The organism is Amycolatopsis saalfeldensis, assembly GCF_900110575.1.
GTDB classification, from domain to species: domain Bacteria; phylum Actinomycetota; class Actinomycetes; order Mycobacteriales; family Pseudonocardiaceae; genus Amycolatopsis; species Amycolatopsis saalfeldensis.
In genome coordinates, this window is the sequence record NZ_FOEF01000019.1 from 188,373 (window position 1) to 205,281 (window position 16,909).

At 70.2% G+C, this 16,909-nt stretch carries 18 protein-coding genes and 1 pseudogene; 7 read left to right on the plus strand and 12 right to left on the minus strand.

The genetic code is table 11. The features are described from left to right. Position 1: 1 nt before the first annotated feature. From BMY97_RS34290 to BMY97_RS49680, 5 genes and pseudogenes are all read right to left on the minus strand, one after another. On the minus strand, positions 2-847 hold the full coding sequence (locus BMY97_RS34290; RefSeq protein WP_177231674.1) for a 5-oxoprolinase subunit C family protein: 846 nt from the start codon (positions 845-847) through the stop codon (positions 2-4). Continuing rightward, positions 847-1,449 (minus strand): 5-oxoprolinase subunit PxpB, encoded by a 603-nt coding sequence (gene pxpB, locus BMY97_RS34295; RefSeq protein ID WP_091625315.1) that lies wholly within the window; start codon positions 1,447-1,449, stop codon positions 847-849. The genes BMY97_RS34290 and pxpB overlap by 1 nt, the downstream gene beginning before the upstream one ends. 13 nt (positions 1,450-1,462) lie before the next feature. Next, positions 1,463-2,077, minus strand: a complete 615-nt coding sequence (locus BMY97_RS34300; RefSeq protein WP_091625318.1) for a heme-binding beta-barrel domain-containing protein — start codon at positions 2,075-2,077, stop codon at positions 1,463-1,465. Positions 2,078-2,242: 165 nt separating this feature from the next. Continuing rightward, positions 2,243-2,758, minus strand: a complete 516-nt coding sequence (locus BMY97_RS48765; protein ID WP_245787637.1) for an MFS transporter — start codon at positions 2,756-2,758, stop codon at positions 2,243-2,245. Between the two features lie 52 nt (positions 2,759-2,810). Further along, positions 2,811-3,098: pseudogene (locus BMY97_RS49680) on the minus strand (MFS transporter); the annotation flags it as partial. Between BMY97_RS49680 and BMY97_RS48770 the strand changes: the two are divergent. Next, positions 3,025-3,195, plus strand: coding sequence for a hypothetical protein (locus BMY97_RS48770; protein ID WP_245787638.1), 171 nt, complete (start codon positions 3,025-3,027; stop codon positions 3,193-3,195). The pseudogene BMY97_RS49680 and the gene BMY97_RS48770 overlap by 74 nt on opposite strands. A gap of 64 nt (positions 3,196-3,259) precedes the next feature. Here BMY97_RS48770 and BMY97_RS34310 read toward each other — a convergent pair whose 3' ends face one another. From BMY97_RS34310 to BMY97_RS34330, 5 genes are all read right to left on the minus strand, one after another. Beyond that, entirely contained in the window at positions 3,260-3,577 is a 318-nt protein-coding gene (locus tag BMY97_RS34310) for a DUF1416 domain-containing protein (protein WP_091625323.1), read from the minus strand. After that, complete coding sequence (locus tag BMY97_RS34315; RefSeq protein WP_091625326.1) at positions 3,577-4,413, minus strand: sulfurtransferase; 837 nt, start codon at positions 4,411-4,413, stop codon at positions 3,577-3,579. The genes BMY97_RS34310 and BMY97_RS34315 overlap by 1 nt, the downstream gene beginning before the upstream one ends. A 30-nt stretch (positions 4,414-4,443) precedes the next feature. Beyond that, a complete protein-coding gene (locus BMY97_RS34320; RefSeq protein WP_091625329.1) occupies positions 4,444-4,878 on the minus strand; it encodes a DUF4395 domain-containing protein in 435 nt (144 codons plus the stop codon). A 305-nt stretch (positions 4,879-5,183) separates the two neighbouring features. Further along, the gene (locus tag BMY97_RS34325) at positions 5,184-5,621 is read right to left on the minus strand and encodes a TlpA family protein disulfide reductase (protein WP_091625332.1); all 438 of its coding nucleotides are present in this window, start codon (positions 5,619-5,621) and stop codon (positions 5,184-5,186) included. A 7-nt stretch (positions 5,622-5,628) separates the two neighbouring features. Next, positions 5,629-6,528, minus strand: a complete 900-nt coding sequence (locus BMY97_RS34330; RefSeq protein WP_091625335.1) for an LmeA family phospholipid-binding protein — start codon at positions 6,526-6,528, stop codon at positions 5,629-5,631. Positions 6,529-6,693: 165 nt separating this feature from the next. On the opposite strand from BMY97_RS34330, the gene BMY97_RS34335 reads away from it, so the two are divergent. The 6 genes from BMY97_RS34335 to pstB all read left to right on the plus strand — a co-directional run bounded on the left by BMY97_RS34335 (position 6,694) and on the right by pstB (position 12,557). Continuing rightward, positions 6,694-7,458: a winged helix-turn-helix transcriptional regulator gene (locus BMY97_RS34335; RefSeq protein WP_245787639.1), complete on the plus strand. Its 765-nt coding sequence runs from the start codon at positions 6,694-6,696 to the stop codon at positions 7,456-7,458. A gap of 17 nt (positions 7,459-7,475) precedes the next feature. Beyond that, positions 7,476-8,378 (plus strand): mycothiol synthase, encoded by a 903-nt coding sequence (gene mshD / locus BMY97_RS34340; RefSeq protein ID WP_091625337.1) that lies wholly within the window; start codon positions 7,476-7,478, stop codon positions 8,376-8,378. A gap of 238 nt (positions 8,379-8,616) precedes the next feature. Then, a complete protein-coding gene (gene pstS / locus BMY97_RS34345) occupies positions 8,617-9,741 on the plus strand; it encodes a phosphate ABC transporter substrate-binding protein PstS (RefSeq protein WP_091625340.1) in 1,125 nt (374 codons plus the stop codon). 198 nt (positions 9,742-9,939) lie between these two features. After that, the gene (gene pstC / locus BMY97_RS34350) at positions 9,940-10,860 is read left to right on the plus strand and encodes a phosphate ABC transporter permease subunit PstC (protein ID WP_091625341.1); all 921 of its coding nucleotides are present in this window, start codon (positions 9,940-9,942) and stop codon (positions 10,858-10,860) included. Between the two features lie 2 nt (positions 10,861-10,862). Then, positions 10,863-11,777 (plus strand): phosphate ABC transporter permease PstA, encoded by a 915-nt coding sequence (gene pstA, locus BMY97_RS34355; RefSeq protein ID WP_091625344.1) that lies wholly within the window; start codon positions 10,863-10,865, stop codon positions 11,775-11,777. A gap of 3 nt (positions 11,778-11,780) precedes the next feature. Next, a complete protein-coding gene (gene pstB, locus BMY97_RS34360; protein ID WP_091625347.1) occupies positions 11,781-12,557 on the plus strand; it encodes a phosphate ABC transporter ATP-binding protein PstB in 777 nt (258 codons plus the stop codon). A 142-nt stretch (positions 12,558-12,699) separates the two neighbouring features. Here the strand turns inward: pstB and phoU are convergent, their stop codons facing one another. Continuing rightward, positions 12,700-13,371, minus strand: coding sequence for a phosphate signaling complex protein PhoU (gene phoU / locus BMY97_RS34365; RefSeq protein WP_091625350.1), 672 nt, complete (start codon positions 13,369-13,371; stop codon positions 12,700-12,702). An 84-nt stretch (positions 13,372-13,455) separates the two neighbouring features. Beyond that, a complete protein-coding gene (locus BMY97_RS34370; RefSeq protein ID WP_245787640.1) occupies positions 13,456-15,492 on the minus strand; it encodes an LCP family glycopolymer transferase in 2,037 nt (678 codons plus the stop codon). Between the last annotated feature and the right edge of the window lie 1,417 nt (positions 15,493-16,909).

Here is a 16,909-nt window from a genome sequence, read left to right on the forward strand (position 1 = left end):
ATCAGGACGGGTGGAGCCGCACCTGGGTTCCAGGACGGGCCTGCGCGAGCGCGTCGAGTGATGCTCGTCTCACCACCGCGACCACGGGATAACCGCCAGTGGTCGGGTGATCGGCGAGGAACACGACCGGCAGGCCGTTCGGCGGCACCTGGACGGCACCGGTCAGGACGCCCTCGCTGGGCAGTTCCCCCGTGCGCTCGCGGCGCAGCGGCGGCCCGTCGAGCCGGAGTCCGACGCGGTTGGACTCCGCCGTCACCGTCCACCACACATCGAGGCCGGCGGCGTCGGCGAGCCAGTCTTCGCGCGGGCCGAGCGTGACCGGGACGATCAGCCGGTCCGGCGACGGCGGCGCGACGACCACGTCGGCTCCCGCCGGCACGCCGGTCACCGGGCCGAGCGGGACTTTCGTGCCGGGCGCGAGTGGCTCCGGGCCGATCCCGGACAGCACGTCACGCGACCGGCTGCCCAGCTCGGGCGGGATGTCGATGCCGCCGGAAACCGCCAGGTAGCAACGCAGTCCGCGGGCCGGGGTGCCGATCGTGAGCGTCTGCCCGGCGCGCAGGGCGACGGCGGCGTGGGACCCGGCGTCGCGCCCGTCCACGGTCACCGCGACCACCGGCCCGGTCACCGCGACGGTGCACGACGCGGTGGCGCGCACCGAGAGCCCGCCCAGCACCGTCTCGATCCCGGCGGCTCCCTCGGGGTTTCCGGCGAGCCGGTTCGCCAGCCGCAGCGCGCCGGCGTCCAGCGCGCCCGACGGTGGCACGCCGAGGTGCGCGTAGCCCGGCCGGCCGAGGTCCTGGACCAGGGCGAGCGCGCCCGTCGTGAGCACTTCCAGCGCCCGCATCACACGCTCCGGAACCGGACGCGGTCACCGGGTGCGAACAGCGCCGGCGGGTCCGCGGCCGGGTCGAACAGCGTTGCCGACGTGTGCCCCAGCAGCCGCCAGCCGCCGGGCGACTCGCGCGGGTACACGCCGGTGAACTCCCCGGCCACGCCCACCGCGCCGGCCGGCACGCGCGTGCGCGGCGATTCCAGGCGTGGCTGCCGCAGTGCGGCGGGAAGCCCGGTCAGGTAACCGAATCCGGGCGCGAAACCGGTGAACGCGACCGTGTAGACGGCGCCGGTGTGGAGTCCGACAACGTCCTTTTCGGACAGTCCAGCGTCGCGAGCGACCATGGTGAGGTCTTCGCCGTCGTACTGGACGTCAAGGGTCACCTCGCGCGGCGAGCCGAGCGGCGGGTGGGCCAGATCGGCTCCGTCGAGCAGCGCGCGGACGCGGTCGAGCACCGGCGGCTCGGCGACCACCAGCAGACTGCGCGCACCGGGCACCAGCTCGATGACACCCGGTATCGCGGCAGCCTCGACCGTGGCGCGCGCCGCGCTCATCTGGTCGAGCGAGTCGCAGTCGAGCAGGGCGGCCTGCTCGCCGTACCGCCGCCAGCGCACGGCGTCGCCGACCTCAGCCGGCGACGCGGTGCAGCAGCGCGGAAGCGTGCGGCTGCATTTCCTGGCCGACCATCGCGCGCTCCTCGACGTAGCCGAGGTCGCCGTTGATCAGGCCGTACAGCCGCTTCGCGCCGGTGACGTCCTTCGCGGTGGCGGTGCGGATGACCGCGTCCGTGCCCAGCTCCCAGGACGTCTGGTTCAGCGGCTTGCCGTAGTACAGCTCGACGATCCCGGAGCTGTGCGTGAGCAGCAGCTCGAGGGTGTCGTCCGCCTGCGGGCGCCAGAAACCGGTCTCGCGCGCGGCCGGGCGGAGGATCGAGCCGTCCTCGTTCAGCAGCCAGGAGCGCGCCTCGTGGTAGAGGAACGGCCGGCCGTCGTGCGCGACGGTGAGCTGCTGGGCGAACTTGCGGGGGCCGTCGATCGTCGGGTAGTCGATCTCGCCCTCGCCTCGCCACACGCCGACGAGCGGCAGCAGGGCGAGGCAGGCCTCGTTCAGGTCCGGGCCCTCACGCAGGTTCGCCGTGTCGTTCGGGATCGGCAGGTCGTCCCAGGCCGGCAGATTGCGCGTGCGGGTGCTCGCGGCCCGCTCTTCGGCGGCCGCGATGACCTCGTCGCCACTGGCAGTCATAAGTCAGCGCTGGTCGGCGTACAGCCGGTAGACGACGTAGCAGGCGAACCACACGATGGCGACGGCCGCCAAGGCCAGCAGGATCGTAAACAGGGTCTCCACGCGAAGCAGAATAGTCCCGGTCCGCTCATCCGGCCCTGCGCAGGGTCACCGCGGTGAGGACGGTCACCACCAGCAGCGTCGCGCCCGCCACGCCCATCGCGGCGTGGAGCCCGTCGCCGAGGCGATGCCCACGCGGTCGCCCGGCAGGCCCGCGAGACCGACGATGTTGGTGGGCGTCACGGAAAGCCCGACCCCGAGACCGGCCACGGCGAAGACCGGCGCGAGCAGCCAGTACGGGCTCGCCGCGTCCAGCATCAGGAACGCGAACCCGCCGAGCGCGGCGACGAAGCGGCCCACCGGCAGCACCCGGGCCGCGCCGAAGCGGGCGGCGAGGCGGCCGGAGCAGAACGCCGCGAAGACGTTGGCCAGCACGTACGGCAGCATCCGCACCCCGGCGACGGTCGCCGAGACGAACGCGGCCAGCGCCACCACCGCGACCAGCCCGGCCACGAGGTCGCCGGCGATCACCGCGTACACCAGGAAGATCGCGGACCAGCCGAACGCGTCGGTGAGCGGCCCGCCCGCCAGCGGTCCGAGCCCCAGCGCGGAGCCGACGGCCAGGCCCCACCAGCCCAGCATTCATCTTCGCGCGCTCGCGCGGGTCCGGGAACGCGTGCGCGAGCAGGGCGATCGAGAGCGGGATGACCGTCGCGGCCGCCGCGCCCTGGACCACGCGGGCGGTGACGAGCAGGCCGAGCGTCGGCGCCAGCCCGCAGGCCGCCGAGGCGAGCGTGAACACGGTCAGGTAGACGAGCTTGCGGCCGTATCGGTCGCCGAGCGTGCCGCCGGTGAGGATCGCCGCGGCGATCGCGACGGTGTAGCCGTCGACGATCCACTGGAGGTCCGTGAACCCGGTGCGCAGATCCCGCTGGATGGCGGGCAGCGCCACGCTGACCACGCTCACGTCCAGCATCGCCATGAAGCTGCCGAGGAACACCGCGACGATCAGCATGGGTCTTCCGGCAACGGTTTTCGTCGGGATCACCCGGGCAGCTTCGCTCCTCAACTCGGCTTGAGGTCAACTCCCGGGCACGGCGAAGCCCCCGTCCGGAACTGGACGGGGGCTTCGCCGGGAAAGCGTCAGGCGACCGAGATCGCCAGCTGGTGCAGGCCGGGGCCCTCCGCCGTGACGGTGGCCTCGCCGTTGCCGGTGCGGTGGAGGGCGCGGATGGTCCAGTCGCCCGGCGCCGCGTAGAAGCGGAAGTCGCCCTCGGCCGAGGAAACGACCTCGCCCGTGAAGTCGCCGCCGCCGTCGAGCAGGCGCACGAAGGCACCGCCGACCGGGCCCGCGCTGCCGGTCACCTTGCCGGCGAGCACGACCTGTCCCTTGGTGTCGAAGTCGGCGGGGGTGGCCTCCTGGGCGGGGGCGCCGCAGCCGTCGTCCGGAGTGGCTCCCATTACTTCGCTCCCAACTCGACCGGCACGCCGACCAGCGAGCCGTATTCGGTCCACGAACCGTCGTAGTTCTTGACGTCGCTGTAGCCCAGCAGCTCGTGCAGCGCGAACCACGCGATGGACGAGCGCTCGCCGATGCGGCAGTACGCGATGGTGGCCTTCGACTCGTCGATGCCCGCGTCGGCGTACAGCTCCTTGATCTCGTCCTCGGACTTGAAGGTGCCGTCCTCGTTGGCGACCTTGGCCCACGGCACGTTCAGCGCGCCCGGGATGTGGCCCGGCACCTGGGACTGCTCCTGCGGCAGGTGCGCCGGGGCGAGCAGTTTGCCGGCGAACTCGTCCGGCGACCGCACGTCGACGAAGTTCTTCGCGCCGATCGACTGGACGACCTCGTCGCGGAACGCCCGCAGCGAGTGGTCCTGGTCCTTCGCCTGGTACTCGGCGGCGTCGCGCTTGACCTCGTCGGAGTTCAGCTCGCGCCCGTCCAGCTCCCACTTCTTGCGGCCGCCGTCGAGCAGCTGCACGTTCTCGTGGCCGTAGAGCTTGAAGTACCAGTACGCGTACGCGGCGAACCAGTTGTTGTTGCCGCCGTAGAGGATCACGCGGTCGTTGCTCGAGATTCCCTTCTCCGAAAGGAGTTTCTCGAAGTCGGCCTTGCCGACGAAGTCACGGCGGACCTTGTCCTGCAGGTCGTTGCGCCAGTCGAGCTTCACCGCGCCGCGGATGTGCCCGGCGTCGTAGGCGGTGGTGTCCTCGTCGACCTCGGCGAACACCACACCGGGGGTGTCCAGGTTCTCCTCGGCCCACTGGGTGGTGACCAGGACGTCTTCACGGCTCATGGAGCGAACTCTCTTTCTGGGGTGGGTGGGTCAGGACGCGCGCGGGCTGGGGCTGAAACGCTTGATGAGCAAGAACATCTCGCAACCGAGGCAGAAGTTGAACGCGGCGTTGAGGAAGGCGGCGAACAGCGCGAACGCCGTCGCCACGATGCCGAGGGTGGTCGCGCCGGTGACGAAGCCGATCGTGCCGACGAGCGCGAACACGAACCCGACGGCCTGCGCGAACCGCAGCGGCGCCGCGTCCTCACGCTCGCTCGTCGGGCCGAGTCGCGGCGCCACCAGCGTGCGGTACAGGATCGAGTACGGCGCCGGCTTGAGCCCGACGAACGCGCCGATCGCGAACACCACCGTCTGCACGGCGAGCAGCGGCCACCACTGGGTCAGCAGCACCACGGCGAGCACCACCGTGGTCACGATCGCGGCGAAGCGCGGTCCACGCGGGTCGACAGCGGGTCCGGCGGCCATGGTTCCTCCTGCTGGGGCTGGGCGAAGGCGTGCGAACGACACGCTGCGGAGGCATTTTCCTCGGGCTGCGGCCCCGGCGCGAGACGTGCTTCAGCGCCGGGCGGGAGAACCCGGACACAAGCTGCTGCGCACGCGGCACAGGTCCACTGCGCGCCGCTGCGTCAGAAGGGTGATGGGCAGCTTGTCCACGCCGCCGAGAGTACCCACGCTCCCTCGGGGTGGGAACAACGTTCATTCCTTGGGACGCGTCTCGGAACTTGGGAATCAAGCCGTTGAACAGGGGTGGGTTCGCTGAACAGGCTGCGTCAGCGGGCGTCGATCCCGGTGAGGTGGGGCTGGAGGGCGGCCAGCAGCTCGGGGCCCTTCGGCACGCCGCCGACGCGCAGCAGCTCACGGCCGTCCGCGGCGAGTGCCAGCGTGGTCGGCGTGCGGAGCACGGAAAGGGCCTGCGCGACCTCGGGCTGCTCGGTGACGTCGAGGTCCACGTGGTGCAGCCCGTCGGTCTTCTCGGCCAGCGCGGACAGGATCACGCGCGTGTGCCGGCAGGGCGCGCAGAACGTGGTCGAGATCTGGACCAGCGTCACGGCGGACGCCGGGTCGAGCGCTTCGGCGACCGGAGCCGGGAGCGGGCGGGCGGTGGCGGCCGGTTTCGCGGCCCGGACCCGGCCGTTGCGCGCCTTCAGCAACAGGCCTGCGGCGACCGCGACCACCAGCGTCCCCAGCAGTACCCAGACTCCGGTCACCGGGTGCTCACCCCTTGTTCGTCGTCAGGTCCGCGAAGCTCACGTTGTCGGCTTCGCCCTTGATGGTCACCGAGCCGCTGTCCACGCGCACCGCGGTCGGCGTCACCGACAGCGGCAGCTGCGAGGTGTCGATCGAGGCGCGGAAGTTCGGCAGCAGGGCCTTCTGCACTGCGGCTGGAACGACGGTGGTGTCGTGGTCATTCCCGAACTGCAGCCGGTTGGGCACGATCGAGATCGTCTTGCCCTTCAGCTCGATCAGCGCGAAGCAGAACAGCTCCACCTTCTGGCCGGCGATCTGGACGTTGGCGGACAGCCGGATCCCGGCCGTGTCGCCGTCCTGCTGCTCGCCGTTCGCGTTGGTCGTCGTCGGGTCGGGCTGCTTGCCCTGGTCGGTGTCGCCGTACTTGACGTAGTTCAGGGTGGACTGGTCGATCTTGAGGTTCTGCACCTTGTCCAGCGGCGAGATGTGCGCGATGTCGGACGCCTTGATGGTCACGGCGCCGGTGAGCTTGCCGATCTTGACCGCGCTCATGTTGCCGGCGGTGAGGTCGGACAGCGGCGCGGTGACGTCCTCGAGCTCCGCGCTCACGCCGAGGTCGCGCAGCTCGTTCCCGACCGGCACCCCGTCGGCCGAGACGCTGATGTGACTGTAGTCACCGGCCAGCGCCTGGGTCAGGAACGGGAACCCGTGGATGTTCACCGACGGGTCGTCGGTCAGGCCGAGCTGGTCGCGGGCCTTCTGGGAGATCGTGTGCTCGGCGAACGCGGCCGCACCGAAATCCGCTCCGACCAGCACGATCACGATGACGCCGAGCACGATCACCCAGCGGCGGACGCGCCGTCCACGACGCCGGTTGTCCGGCCGCTGAGCCGGTCGGTCGTCCCGCGTCACGGGCCTGCTCACCATCGCGTCGGTTCTCCTGTCGGTCGGGGGTCGGGACGCACCCCGGTTGTTTGCCCAGGTGTGATCGATCCAGCACGGGCTAGGTGCCGGGGTGTTCACCCGCTATTCTCACTTAGCACCGACCGAAGCCACGTTCGAGGCGACGACTTTGTGAAGGCGGTGCGGCTCATGAGCCTGGACCTTCTCGTACTGACTGCGGAAGCCGACCCCACCTCGGTACTGCCCGCGCTGGACTTGCTTCCCCACACCGTACGCGTCCGCGCACCCGAGGTGACCGCCTTGCTGGACGCCGGGCACCGGGACGTCATCCTGCTCGACGCGCGCACCGACCTGGCGTCCGCGAAGAGCCTTTGCCGGCTGCTCAAGGGCGCGGGCGAGGACGAGGCGACCACCCCGATCATCGCCGTGGTGGGCGAGGGCGGGCTGGTCGCGGTGAGCGCGGAATGGCGCACCGACGACATCCTGCTGCCGACCGCGGGCCCGGCCGAGGTGGACGCGCGGCTGCGCCTGGTCACCACTCGCGACGGCAGCTCCGCGCAGGTGGACGCCGAGCTGCGGGTCGGCGAGCTGGTGATCGACGAGGCCACGTACACCGCGCGCCTGCGCCGTCGCACGCTGGAACTCACGTACAAGGAGTTCGAGCTGCTCAAGTACCTCGCGCAGCACGCGGGCCGCGTCTTCACCCGCGCCCAGCTGCTGCAGGAGGTCTGGGGCTACGACTTCTTCGGCGGCACGCGCACGGTGGACGTCCACGTGCGGCGGCTGCGCGCGAAGCTCGGCCCCGAGCACGAGCAGATGATCGGCACCGTGCGCAACGTCGGCTACAAGTTCGAGCGCCCGGCGAAGTCCGGCGGCCCGGCCGTCAAGCCGCCGCCGGCCATGGTCGAGCAGCCGTCGGCACCGGTTGAGACGCCGGAGCTTTCGGCCCGCTGACAACTAGGCTGGCTCTCATGGAGCCGGCTGACTGGACGAACGAACCCGACCTCGAAGCGATCCGCGCGATCCTGCTCGCCGCGAAGGCGGCGGACGGGCGTCCCGAGGTCGCCGAGTCCGGGCCGCTGCCGCGCGAGTTCGAGGGCGGGCTGCACCTGCTCGAGCGCGAAGCGGCTTCGCAGCGAGCGGTCGGGTACGTCCACCTGGATACCGAAGGCGATTCCTACGGCCGTCAGATCGCCGAGCTTGTCGTGCACCCGGAACACCGGCGTCACGGTGTCGGCACGGCGTTGGCACGCGCGCTGGACGAACGGGCCGCGGAGGGCTACCGCGCCTGGTCCCACGGCGACCATCCCGGCGCGGCTGCCGTCGCGGCGAAGCTGGGGTTGGAGCGACGGCGTGAGCTGTTGATCCTGCACGTCGACGTCGAGGGCGCCGATTGGCCGGAGCCCGTGCTGCGCGAGGGCGTCAAGCTGCGCACTTTCGTGCCGGGGCAGGACGAGCAGGCGATGATCGACGTCAACGCGCGCGCGTTCGACTGGCATCCCGAGCAGGGCGCGCTGACGGTCGAGGATCTGCTCGACGAGGAGCGGCAGGACTGGTTCGACCCCGCGGGCTTCTTCCTCGCGGAGAACGCCGACGGCGAAGTGGTCGGCTTCCACTGGACGAAGGTGCACGAGCCGGTGCCTGGACGCTTCGGCGGCGAACCCGTCGGCGAGGTCTACGTCGTCGGGGTTAACCCGGCTACGCAGGGTGGCGGCCTGGGCAAGGCACTGACCCTCGCCGGGCTCCGTTACCTGCGCGGCCGGGGACTACGCCAGGTGATCCTGTACGTCGAGGGTGACAACGCTCCGGCCCTGGCGGTGTACGGCAAGCTGGGGTTCACGCGTTTCGAGACCGACGTTCAGTACGGTAAGTAGTCACAGTGGACCGCCGGGCACACCCTCTGTTACGTTTTGTGTACTTGCAGGTCACAACGGGGACACGACCCCCGTTCGGAGTAGTCACCCTGCTCACAACCGGGGCCTTGTTCACCTCGCGTTCAACTGGACAAGGGGGACCGTCCACCGAGGCTGCCTAATGTCCGGATCCGGCACGGCGCGAAAGCGTGCCATCCGGCGAAGTCTCTCAGCGAGACAAGGCAGTGGAGGAAATGCAGTGAAGATCATGCGGCCCTTGGGCGCCGTGGGCATCGCGGCGAGTGCGTTCCTGCTCGCCGCCTGTGGCTCCGACCCCGCGGCGAGCAACAGCAGCGCCAGCTCGCCCGCTGCGCCTGCCGCGTCCGGCACTGCGCAGATCGACTGTGGCGGCAAGAGCCCGCTCTCGGGTGAAGGTTCGACGGCGCAGAAGAACGCCATCGACGTCTTCACCCTCGCGTATGGCAAGCAGTGCAGCGGCCAGCAGGTGAACTACACCGCCAGCGGCTCCGGCGCGGGTGTCAAGCAGTTCAACGGCAACCAGGTCGACTTCGGCGGTTCGGACTCGCCGGCCACCGGCGCCGACCTCGAGGGCGCGACCAAGCGCTGCGCCTCCCCGGCGTGGAACATCCCGATGGTGGTCGGCCCGGTCGCGGTCGCCTACAAGCTCCAGGGCGTCGACAAGCTGACCCTGACCCCGACCGTGATCGCGAAGATCTTCAACGGCGGCATCAAGAACTGGAACGACCCGGCCATCAAGGCGGTCAAGGGCAACGAGGCCAGCACCTTCCCGAACAAGCCGATCCAGGTCATCTCGCGCTCGGACGAGTCCGGCACCACCGACAACTTCCAGAAGTACCTCGGCGCGGCCGCCAAGGGCGTCTGGACCCAGGGCGCGGGCAAGAAGTTCAACGGCGGGGTCGGCAACGGCGCGTCGGGCTCCAACGGGGTCGCGACCGCGGTCAAGGCCGCCGACGGCGCCATCACCTACGTCGAGGGCGCGTTCGCCAAGGACGGCATCACGCCGGCCATGATCGACAGCGGCTCCGGCGGCGTCGAGATGACCGCGCAGAACGTGGCGAAGTCCCTCGACTCGGCCAAGTTCCTGCACGACGGCACCAACGACCTCGCGCTGGACCTCAACGGCATCTACGCCAGCAACGTCCCGGGTGCGTACCCGCTGCTGCTGACCACGTACGAGATCGTCTGCTCGAAGTACTCGAACCCGGACGTCGCGAAGGCGCTGAAGGCGTTCCTGAACACCGCGGCGACCACGGGCCAGCAGCAGCTCTCGAGCAAGGGCTACGTGCCGATCCCGCAGAGCCTGCAGGACAAGGTGCTGACCGCCATCAAGGCGATTTCCTGACCTGCGCGCACTGAAGAAGAGTCAAGACAAGACTGGACAAGAAACTCCTCGATGAGCGAGTCATCCTCGAAGCGAACGCCCACCGGTGACCCCGGTGGGCGTTCGGCGTCCGCCCGAGCGTTACCGGAGGATCCGATTTCGGACACACCAGCCGCGCCGGCGCCCGAGTCGCCGCCCGCGAGCACCAAGTCGAAGAAGGTGCGGCCCGGTGACCGCATCTTCCAGAACCTGACCACCGGGGCCGGACTGTTCATCGTCGCCCTGATCGCCCTGATCGGGATCTTCCTGATCGTGCAGGCCATTCCGGCGCTGCGGGCCGACAAGGCGAACTTCCTGTTCAACCACGGGTGGTCCACCAACGACCCGACGAACATGTCGTTCGGCATCCTCGACCTGCTCGAGGTCACCGTGGCGACCTCGCTGGTCGCGCTGGTGATCGCGATGCCCGTCTCGCTCGGCATCGCGCTGTTCCTCACGCAGTACGCACCGAAGCGGCTGGCCCGCCCGTTCGCCTACATCATCGACCTGCTCGCGGCGGTCCCGTCGATCATCTTCGGGCTGTGGGGCATCCTGGTGTTCGCGCCCGCGATCGAGCCGTTCTCGTCGTGGGTGAACAGCACGTTCTCGTGGATCCCGATCTTCGCGCCCGGCAACGTCGCGCCCAGCGTGCGCGGCACGATCTTCACCGCGGGCATCGTGCTCGCCGTGATGATCCTGCCGATCATCACCTCGCTCTCGCGCGAGGTCTTCGAGCGCACGCCGACCACGCACATCGAGGGCGCGCTGGCGCTCGGCGCTACGCGCTGGGAAGTCATCCGCACCACGGTGCTGCCGTTCGGCAAGGCGGGCTACATCGGCGCGTCGATGCTCGGCCTCGGCCGCGCGCTCGGCGAGACGATCGCCCTCGCCGTGATCCTGCTGATCCCCGTCGGGCGCAACTTCGACTGGAGCGTGTTCGACGGCGGCGCGACCTTCGCCTCGAAGATCGCCGCCAACTACAGCGAATTCAACAACGCGACCTCGGCCGGCGCGTACATCGCGGCCGGCCTGGTGCTGTTCGTGCTGACCTTCCTGGTCAACTTCGCCGCCCGGTCCATCATCGGCAAGAAGGGGGACTGAGCATGTCGACCACGCTCGAACGCCCCGCCACCGCACCCGCCTTCCAGCAGGTGAGCGCGGCTCGGAAGCTGAAGAACGGCGTCGCCACCACGTTGGTCTGGCTGTCGTTCCTGATCGCCGTGATCCCGCTGGTTTGGGTGCTCTACACGGTGATCGCCAACGGCGTCAAGCGCCTGCCCTACTCGAACTGGTGGACGCAGGACTTCGGCTCCGTGCTGAGCGACGAGGTCGGCGGCGGCGTGCTGCACGCCATCATCGGCACCCTGCTGCAAGGCCTGGTGTGCGCGGTCATCGCCGTGCCGATCGGCATGCTGGTGGCGATCTACCTGGTCGAGTACGGCCGCGGGAAGCTCGCCACGGCTACCACGTTCATGGTGGACATCCTGTCCGGCGTTCCGTCCATTGTGGCCGCGCTGTTCATCTACGCGCTGTGGATCACCACGCTCGGCCTGCCGCGCAGCGGTTTCGCCGTTTCGCTCGCGCTGGTGCTGCTGATGATCCCGGTGGTCGTCCGCTCGTCGGAGGAGATGCTCCGGATCGTGCCGGACGACCTGCGCGAGGCCTCCTACGCGCTGGGCGTGCCGAAGTGGAAGACGATCATGAAGATCGTGCTGCCGACGGCGATGTCCGGCATCATCGGCGGCATCATGATGGCGCTCGCCCGGGTGATGGGCGAGACCGCGCCGCTGCTGGTGCTCGTGGGCTACTCGTCCTTCGTGCACTGGAACATCTTCAGCGGTGAGCAGGCCGCGCTGCCGCTGGTGATGAACAACGAGCGCGTCACGAACTCGATGGACCCCGGCAGCGTCGGCTTCGACCGGATCTGGGGCGCGGCACTGACCCTGGTGCTGATCATCGCCGTGATCAACCTGCTCGCCACCCTGATCTCCCGCATCGTCGCCCCGAAGAAGAAGTGAGTCATGGCCAAGCGAATCGACGTCAAGGACGTAGACATCTACTACGGCAAGTTCCATGCCGTGGACGGCGTCACCCTCCAGGTGCCGCCGCGCAACGTCACCGCGTTCATCGGGCCGTCCGGCTGCGGCAAGTCGACCGTGCTGCGCACGCTGAACCGGATGCACGAGGTCATCCCGGGCGCCCGGGTCGAGGGTGAGGTGCTGCTCGACGGCGAGGACATCTACTCGTCCGCGGTGGACCCGGTCTCGGTGCGCCGCACGATCGGCATGGTGTTCCAGCGCCCGAACCCGTTCCCCACGATGTCCATCAAGGACAACGTGGTGGCCGGGCTTCGCCTGGGCGGCACCAGCAACCGCAAGCAGCTCGACGAGATCGCCGAGCGCGCGCTGCGCGGGGCCAACCTGTGGAACGAGGTCAAGGACCGCCTGAACAAGCCGGGCGGCGGCCTCTCCGGCGGCCAGCAGCAGCGGCTCTGCATCGCGCGCGCCATCGCCGTGCAGCCCGACGTGCTCCTGATGGACGAGCCGTGCTCCGCGCTCGACCCCATCTCCACGCTCGCGATCGAGGACCTGATCGGTGAGCTGAAGAAGGAGTACACGATCGTCATCGTGACGCACAACATGCAGCAGGCCGCGCGGGTCTCGGATCAGACGGCGTTCTTCAACCTCGCCGGTGTCGGCCAGCCCGGCCGGCTCGTCGAGCTGAACGACACGGAGAAGATCTTCTCCAACCCGGACGAGAAGGCGACCGAGGACTACATCTCGGGCCGCTTCGGCTGAGCGCTCCTGGTGCCCGACGGCTCCTCTGTCCTTTGTGGATGGAGGAGCCGTTTTTCGTCGTCCGGCGGCAGTTTTCCGGTTAAACGCCAGAGGCCGCCAGGAGGGCTGGTGCCCTCGTGGCGGCCTCTCGGTCGCGGACGTCTCAGAGGTTGAGGTCCTCGTCCGTCCCGTAGCCCGGCATGCGGCCGGTGACCACGAAGATCATCCGCTTGGCCACGGAAACCGCGTGGTCGGCGTAACGCTCGTAGAAGCGGCCCAGCAGGGTGACGTCCACGGCGGCGGCGACGCCGTGCGGCCACTCGCGGTCCATCAGGACCGTGAACAGGTGCCGGTGGATGTCGTCGACCTGGTCGTCCTCGGCCTCGAGATCCTTGGCGGCGCTGACGTCCTTGGTCTTGATGACCACCTCGGCCTGGCGCGCCAGCTTGACCGCGGCGCGGCCCATCTCGGCGAAGTCCGCCTTGACCGAGTCCGGCAGGACCGGCTCCGGGTGGCGGCGCCGCGCGGCCTTGGCGACGTGCAGGGCCAGGTCGCCCATCCGCTCCAGGCTCTCCGCGGCGTGGATCGCAGCCAGCACGGTCCGCAGGTCGGTGGCGACCGGGGCCTGGAGCGCGAGCAGCGCGTACGCCTGCTCCTCGCACTCGGCGCGCGCGTCGTCGACCTTCTGGTCGTCGCTGATCACCTGCTCCGCGAGCCCGAGGTCGACCTCGAGCAACGCCTGGGTCGCACGCTCCATCGCATCGGCGACCTGCACCGACATGGCCGCCAGATTGACGGCGAGCTGGTCGAGTTCGACATGGTAGGCCTCACGCATGGGCCCAACCCTACGGTGCGCACTGTCCGAATACCGCATCGCCGGGTGAACCCGAAGTGAACCCGGCCTAACGAATCCCGCTGGTCAGCCCGAGTTGCTGGCCTTCTTGTCGTTGCCGGCCGAAGAGCCGTTCGACGGGGTCTGGGAGGAGCTGCTGTTGCCGGCTTCCGCGGCCGTCTGCGAGGGCCCGACCGGCTTGTCGCCGGGCAGCGGGGTGTTGTCGCGCAGGGCGGTGAACAGGTCGTCGGTCTTGGACTTGACCAGGACCTCGTTGCCGCGCTTGTTGGCGGTGCCGGTGGTGGGCACGGTCATGAAGTTGATCTTCGACGGGTCCAGGCCGCGCATCGACTGCGCGAGCGTCATCATCTGCTGCACGCCGAGGTTGTCGCCGAAGGTGGCGCCGGCGAAGGCCGTGATGAAGCTCGACAGCTTGCTCGGGTCCAGTACGACGTCCGAGGACATGACCTTCTTGAGCAGCGCGCCGATGAACTCCTGCTGCCGCTTGATCCGGCCGTAGTCGGAGGTCGGGTCGCCCTTGACGTGCCGGGCGCGCACGAAGCTCAGCGCCTGGTCGCCGGAGATGGTGACGTTGCCGGTCTCCAGCAGGACCTTGCCGAGCACCGTGTCGTCGATGGGCGCCGGGTTGTTGATGGTGACGCCGTGCACCGCGTCGACCATGGCCTTGAAGCCGTTGAAGTCGATGCCGACGAAGTGGTTGATCCGCAGGCCGGTGAGCTTCTGGATCACCTTGGTCATGCACTGCGGCCCGCCCACGCCGAACGCGGTGTTCAGCTTCGCGATCGGTTGCCCTTTCACCACTTCGTCGGTGGTGGCGGACTTGGCCGGGTCCCAGCGGTTGCAGTCCGGGCGGTTGATCTCGAGGTCGCGCGGGAAGGAGACGACGACCACGCGTTTCCGGTCGGCGGGCACGTGCGCGACCATCACGGTGTCGGACCGCGCGCCGGGGACGTTGTCGGCGCTGCCGACGTTCTCCTCGGCGGACGCGCCGTCGCGGCTGTCGGAGCCGACCATCAGGAAGTTCTCGTCATTGGCCTGCGCGGCGGCATTCTGGATGTCGGACGAGTTCTCGTCGAGCGCGGCGACCTGAGTGAACTTGGCGTCGAACCAGTTGACCGCGCCCCAGGCGGCGCCAGTGGCGAGGAAAACTAGCGAGGCCAGCACGATCAGCGTGATCCGGCCGATGCGCACGGTCCGGTCGGTGTGCCGCTGCTTCTTCTCCTGCAACCGTGTCTGCGGCGCCTTCTCGGCTTCGTTCGCAGCGTCGGCCTCAGCGCTCTCGGCCTTGTCGCCGGGCATGACGACGCGTTGCAGCGCGGTTCGCGTCTGCTCCAACAACGCCACCGGCCGCGCAGTCAGCCACTCCCGCCGCTCACGGCGTTTCGCCTCTTCCGCCTGCATCTCATCGTGGGCCGCGGAGAACCGGGCGAGCGTGTGGTCGATCTTCCGCCGTGACTGCGTCGCCTCGTCAATGGCCTCCATCTCGTCCGTCATGGTGAGCGGATCGAGCTCCGACCGGGGCGGCGCACCGTTCTTGGGCCGCATGGGGGTACGCCGGGAACGCGGCCGCCCGTTGACATCCCCGGCGGCTTCGGCTGGGTTGACGGCGGGGGTGAGCTGGGTGCGGTCGGCTGGGTTGCCGTTGTTGTTGGCGTTGGGGCCGGTGCGGTCGGCTGGGTTGACGGCGGAGGTCAGCTGGGTGCGGTCGGCGGGTTTGCCGTTCGGACCGGGGCGGTCGGCGGGTTTGCCGTTCGGACCGGGGCGATCGGCGGGTTTGCCGTTCAGGCCGCGCTCGGCGGGATTGCCGTTGAGGCCGCGTTCGGCGGGGCTGCCGTTGGGGCCGGGGCGGTCGGATGGGTTGCCGTTCGGGCCGCGCTCGATGGGGCTGCCGTTGAGGCCGCGCTCGGCGGGATTGCCGTTGGGGCCGGGCCGGTCGGCGGGTTTGCCGTTCTTGCCGTTGAGGCTGGGGTTCAGCTGGGTGCGTTCGCCGTTCGGGCCGGTGGTGGGGCGTTCGGATCCGGGCAGGCCGTTCGGCAGGTCCAGACCGCCGACCGCCGGTGCGAGCGTGGTCCGCTCACCCGTTTTGCCCTTCCCACGATCCATCGCCGGCGGCATCCCGCGGTCGCCCAGCCCCTTGCGCGGACGCTCGTTCCCACCGGGACCGCCGATGGGAATACCGCGCTCGTCGGCCGCCGGACCATCGGGACCGGGCATACCCCGCTGGGCGAGCGGTTTGCCATTGGCGCCGGGAAACCCGCGTCCAGGAGTGGACGGCCCGCCGGGGCCAGACCCGCGTTCGCCGGAGGGCGCGCCGTTCGGACCCGGCATGCCGCGGTCGCCGGGGGGTGTGCCGTTGGGGCCGGGCATGCCGCGGTCGCCGGATGGCGCGCCGTTGGGACCCGGCATTCCGCGGTCGGTGGGCGGTTTGCCGTTGGGGCCGGGGAAACCGCGTTCGTCGGGGACGGTGCCGTCGGGGCCGGGCAGGCCGCGGTCGAAGGGGGGTGCGCCGTTCGGGCTGCGGTCGGGGGTGCCGTTGCGGGGTGGTCGGGAGCGGTCGGCTGGGGGGAGCCCGTTCGGGAGTGGGACGGCGCCGGTTCGCGGGCGGCCTGGCTGTGCCGCGGGCGGGCCGTGGTTGGGCTGGGGGGCAGAGCCGTTGAGCCCGAAGCCGGGCTGGTCCGGGGAGTTGCGCCCGTAACCGGGTTGGTCCGAGGAGTTGTCGCGGTCCGGCGGAGTCGCGTGCGATCCCGTGGGCTGGGCCGTGTCCGGCTGAGCGCGGCGGCGGCCCGGACGCGAGCCGGTGCCACCCGGGGCGTGACGTTGCGACGGAGGTTCCGGCAAAGCCGACGTCGAGCGGCGCGGGCGCGGAGGACGCGGCGCAGCTTCGTCCGGCGACGACGGGCCGGGCTCCGGACGGGCCCGCCGGCCAGGCTCGTCCGCACGGCCGGAGGAGTACGACTGCTCTTCCGCGTGACCGGACTGGTACCCCGGCTCCTCTGCGTGACTGGAACGACGCCCCGACGGCTCCGGCTGACCGGACCGCCGCCCGCCCGGCTCGCCCGCAACCGACTGATACGCGGCGGAGTCCGCCTGACCGCTCCGCCCAGACGGCTCATCCGCCGGGTAAGCAGCCGAACCCGCACGGCCACGACGGCCCGACGGCTCGCCCGACAGGCGCGCGGCGGGGTCGGCCTTGCTGCGGCGGCCGGACGGCTCGCCCATCAGGGGTGCCGCCGGGTCTGCGAGGCCGCGGCGTCCAGACGGCACATCCGACCGGTCGGTCTCGTTGGAGCGGCGGCCTTGTGACTCGCCCATCAGATCTGCGGCTGGGCCGGTCTGGCTGCGCCGTCCGGATGGCTCGCCCATCAGATTTGCGGCCGGGTCGGTCTGGCTGCGCCGTCCGGAAGGCTCGCCTATCAGATTTGCGGCCGGGTCCGAGTTGCTGCGGCTTCCGGATGGCTCACCTGGCAGGTGTGCGGGCAGATCGGTCGGGCTGGAGCGCCGCCCGGAAGGCTCGCCCGGT

Excerpts from the sequence above, each read along its gene's own strand:
- BMY97_RS34290 (WP_177231674.1), bottom strand. The coding sequence starts at position 847 with ATGCGGGCGCTGGAAGTGCTCACGACGGGCGCGCTCGCCCTGGTCCAG.
- BMY97_RS34300 (WP_091625318.1), bottom strand. The coding sequence starts at position 2,077 with ATGACTGCCAGTGGCGACGAGGTCATCGCGGCCGCCGAAGAGCGGGCC.
- BMY97_RS48765 (WP_245787637.1), bottom strand. The coding sequence starts at position 2,758 with ATGCTGGGCTGGTGGGGCCTGGCCGTCGGCTCCGCGCTGGGGCTCGGA.
- BMY97_RS34310 (WP_091625323.1), bottom strand. The coding sequence starts at position 3,577 with ATGGGAGCCACTCCGGACGACGGCTGCGGCGCCCCCGCCCAGGAGGCC.
- BMY97_RS34315 (WP_091625326.1), bottom strand. The coding sequence starts at position 4,413 with ATGAGCCGTGAAGACGTCCTGGTCACCACCCAGTGGGCCGAGGAGAAC.
- BMY97_RS34320 (WP_091625329.1), bottom strand. The coding sequence starts at position 4,878 with ATGGCCGCCGGACCCGCTGTCGACCCGCGTGGACCGCGCTTCGCCGCG.
- BMY97_RS34330 (WP_091625335.1), bottom strand. The coding sequence starts at position 6,528 with ATGGTGAGCAGGCCCGTGACGCGGGACGACCGACCGGCTCAGCGGCCG.
- BMY97_RS34335 (WP_245787639.1), top strand. The coding sequence starts at position 6,694 with ATGAGCCTGGACCTTCTCGTACTGACTGCGGAAGCCGACCCCACCTCG.
- mshD (WP_091625337.1), top strand. The coding sequence starts at position 7,476 with ATGGAGCCGGCTGACTGGACGAACGAACCCGACCTCGAAGCGATCCGC.
- pstA (WP_091625344.1), top strand. The coding sequence starts at position 10,863 with ATGTCGACCACGCTCGAACGCCCCGCCACCGCACCCGCCTTCCAGCAG.
- pstB (WP_091625347.1), top strand. The coding sequence starts at position 11,781 with ATGGCCAAGCGAATCGACGTCAAGGACGTAGACATCTACTACGGCAAG.
- phoU (WP_091625350.1), bottom strand. The coding sequence starts at position 13,371 with ATGCGTGAGGCCTACCATGTCGAACTCGACCAGCTCGCCGTCAATCTG.
- BMY97_RS34370 (WP_245787640.1), bottom strand. The coding sequence starts at position 15,492 with ATGGATCGTGGGAAGGGCAAAACGGGTGAGCGGACCACGCTCGCACCG.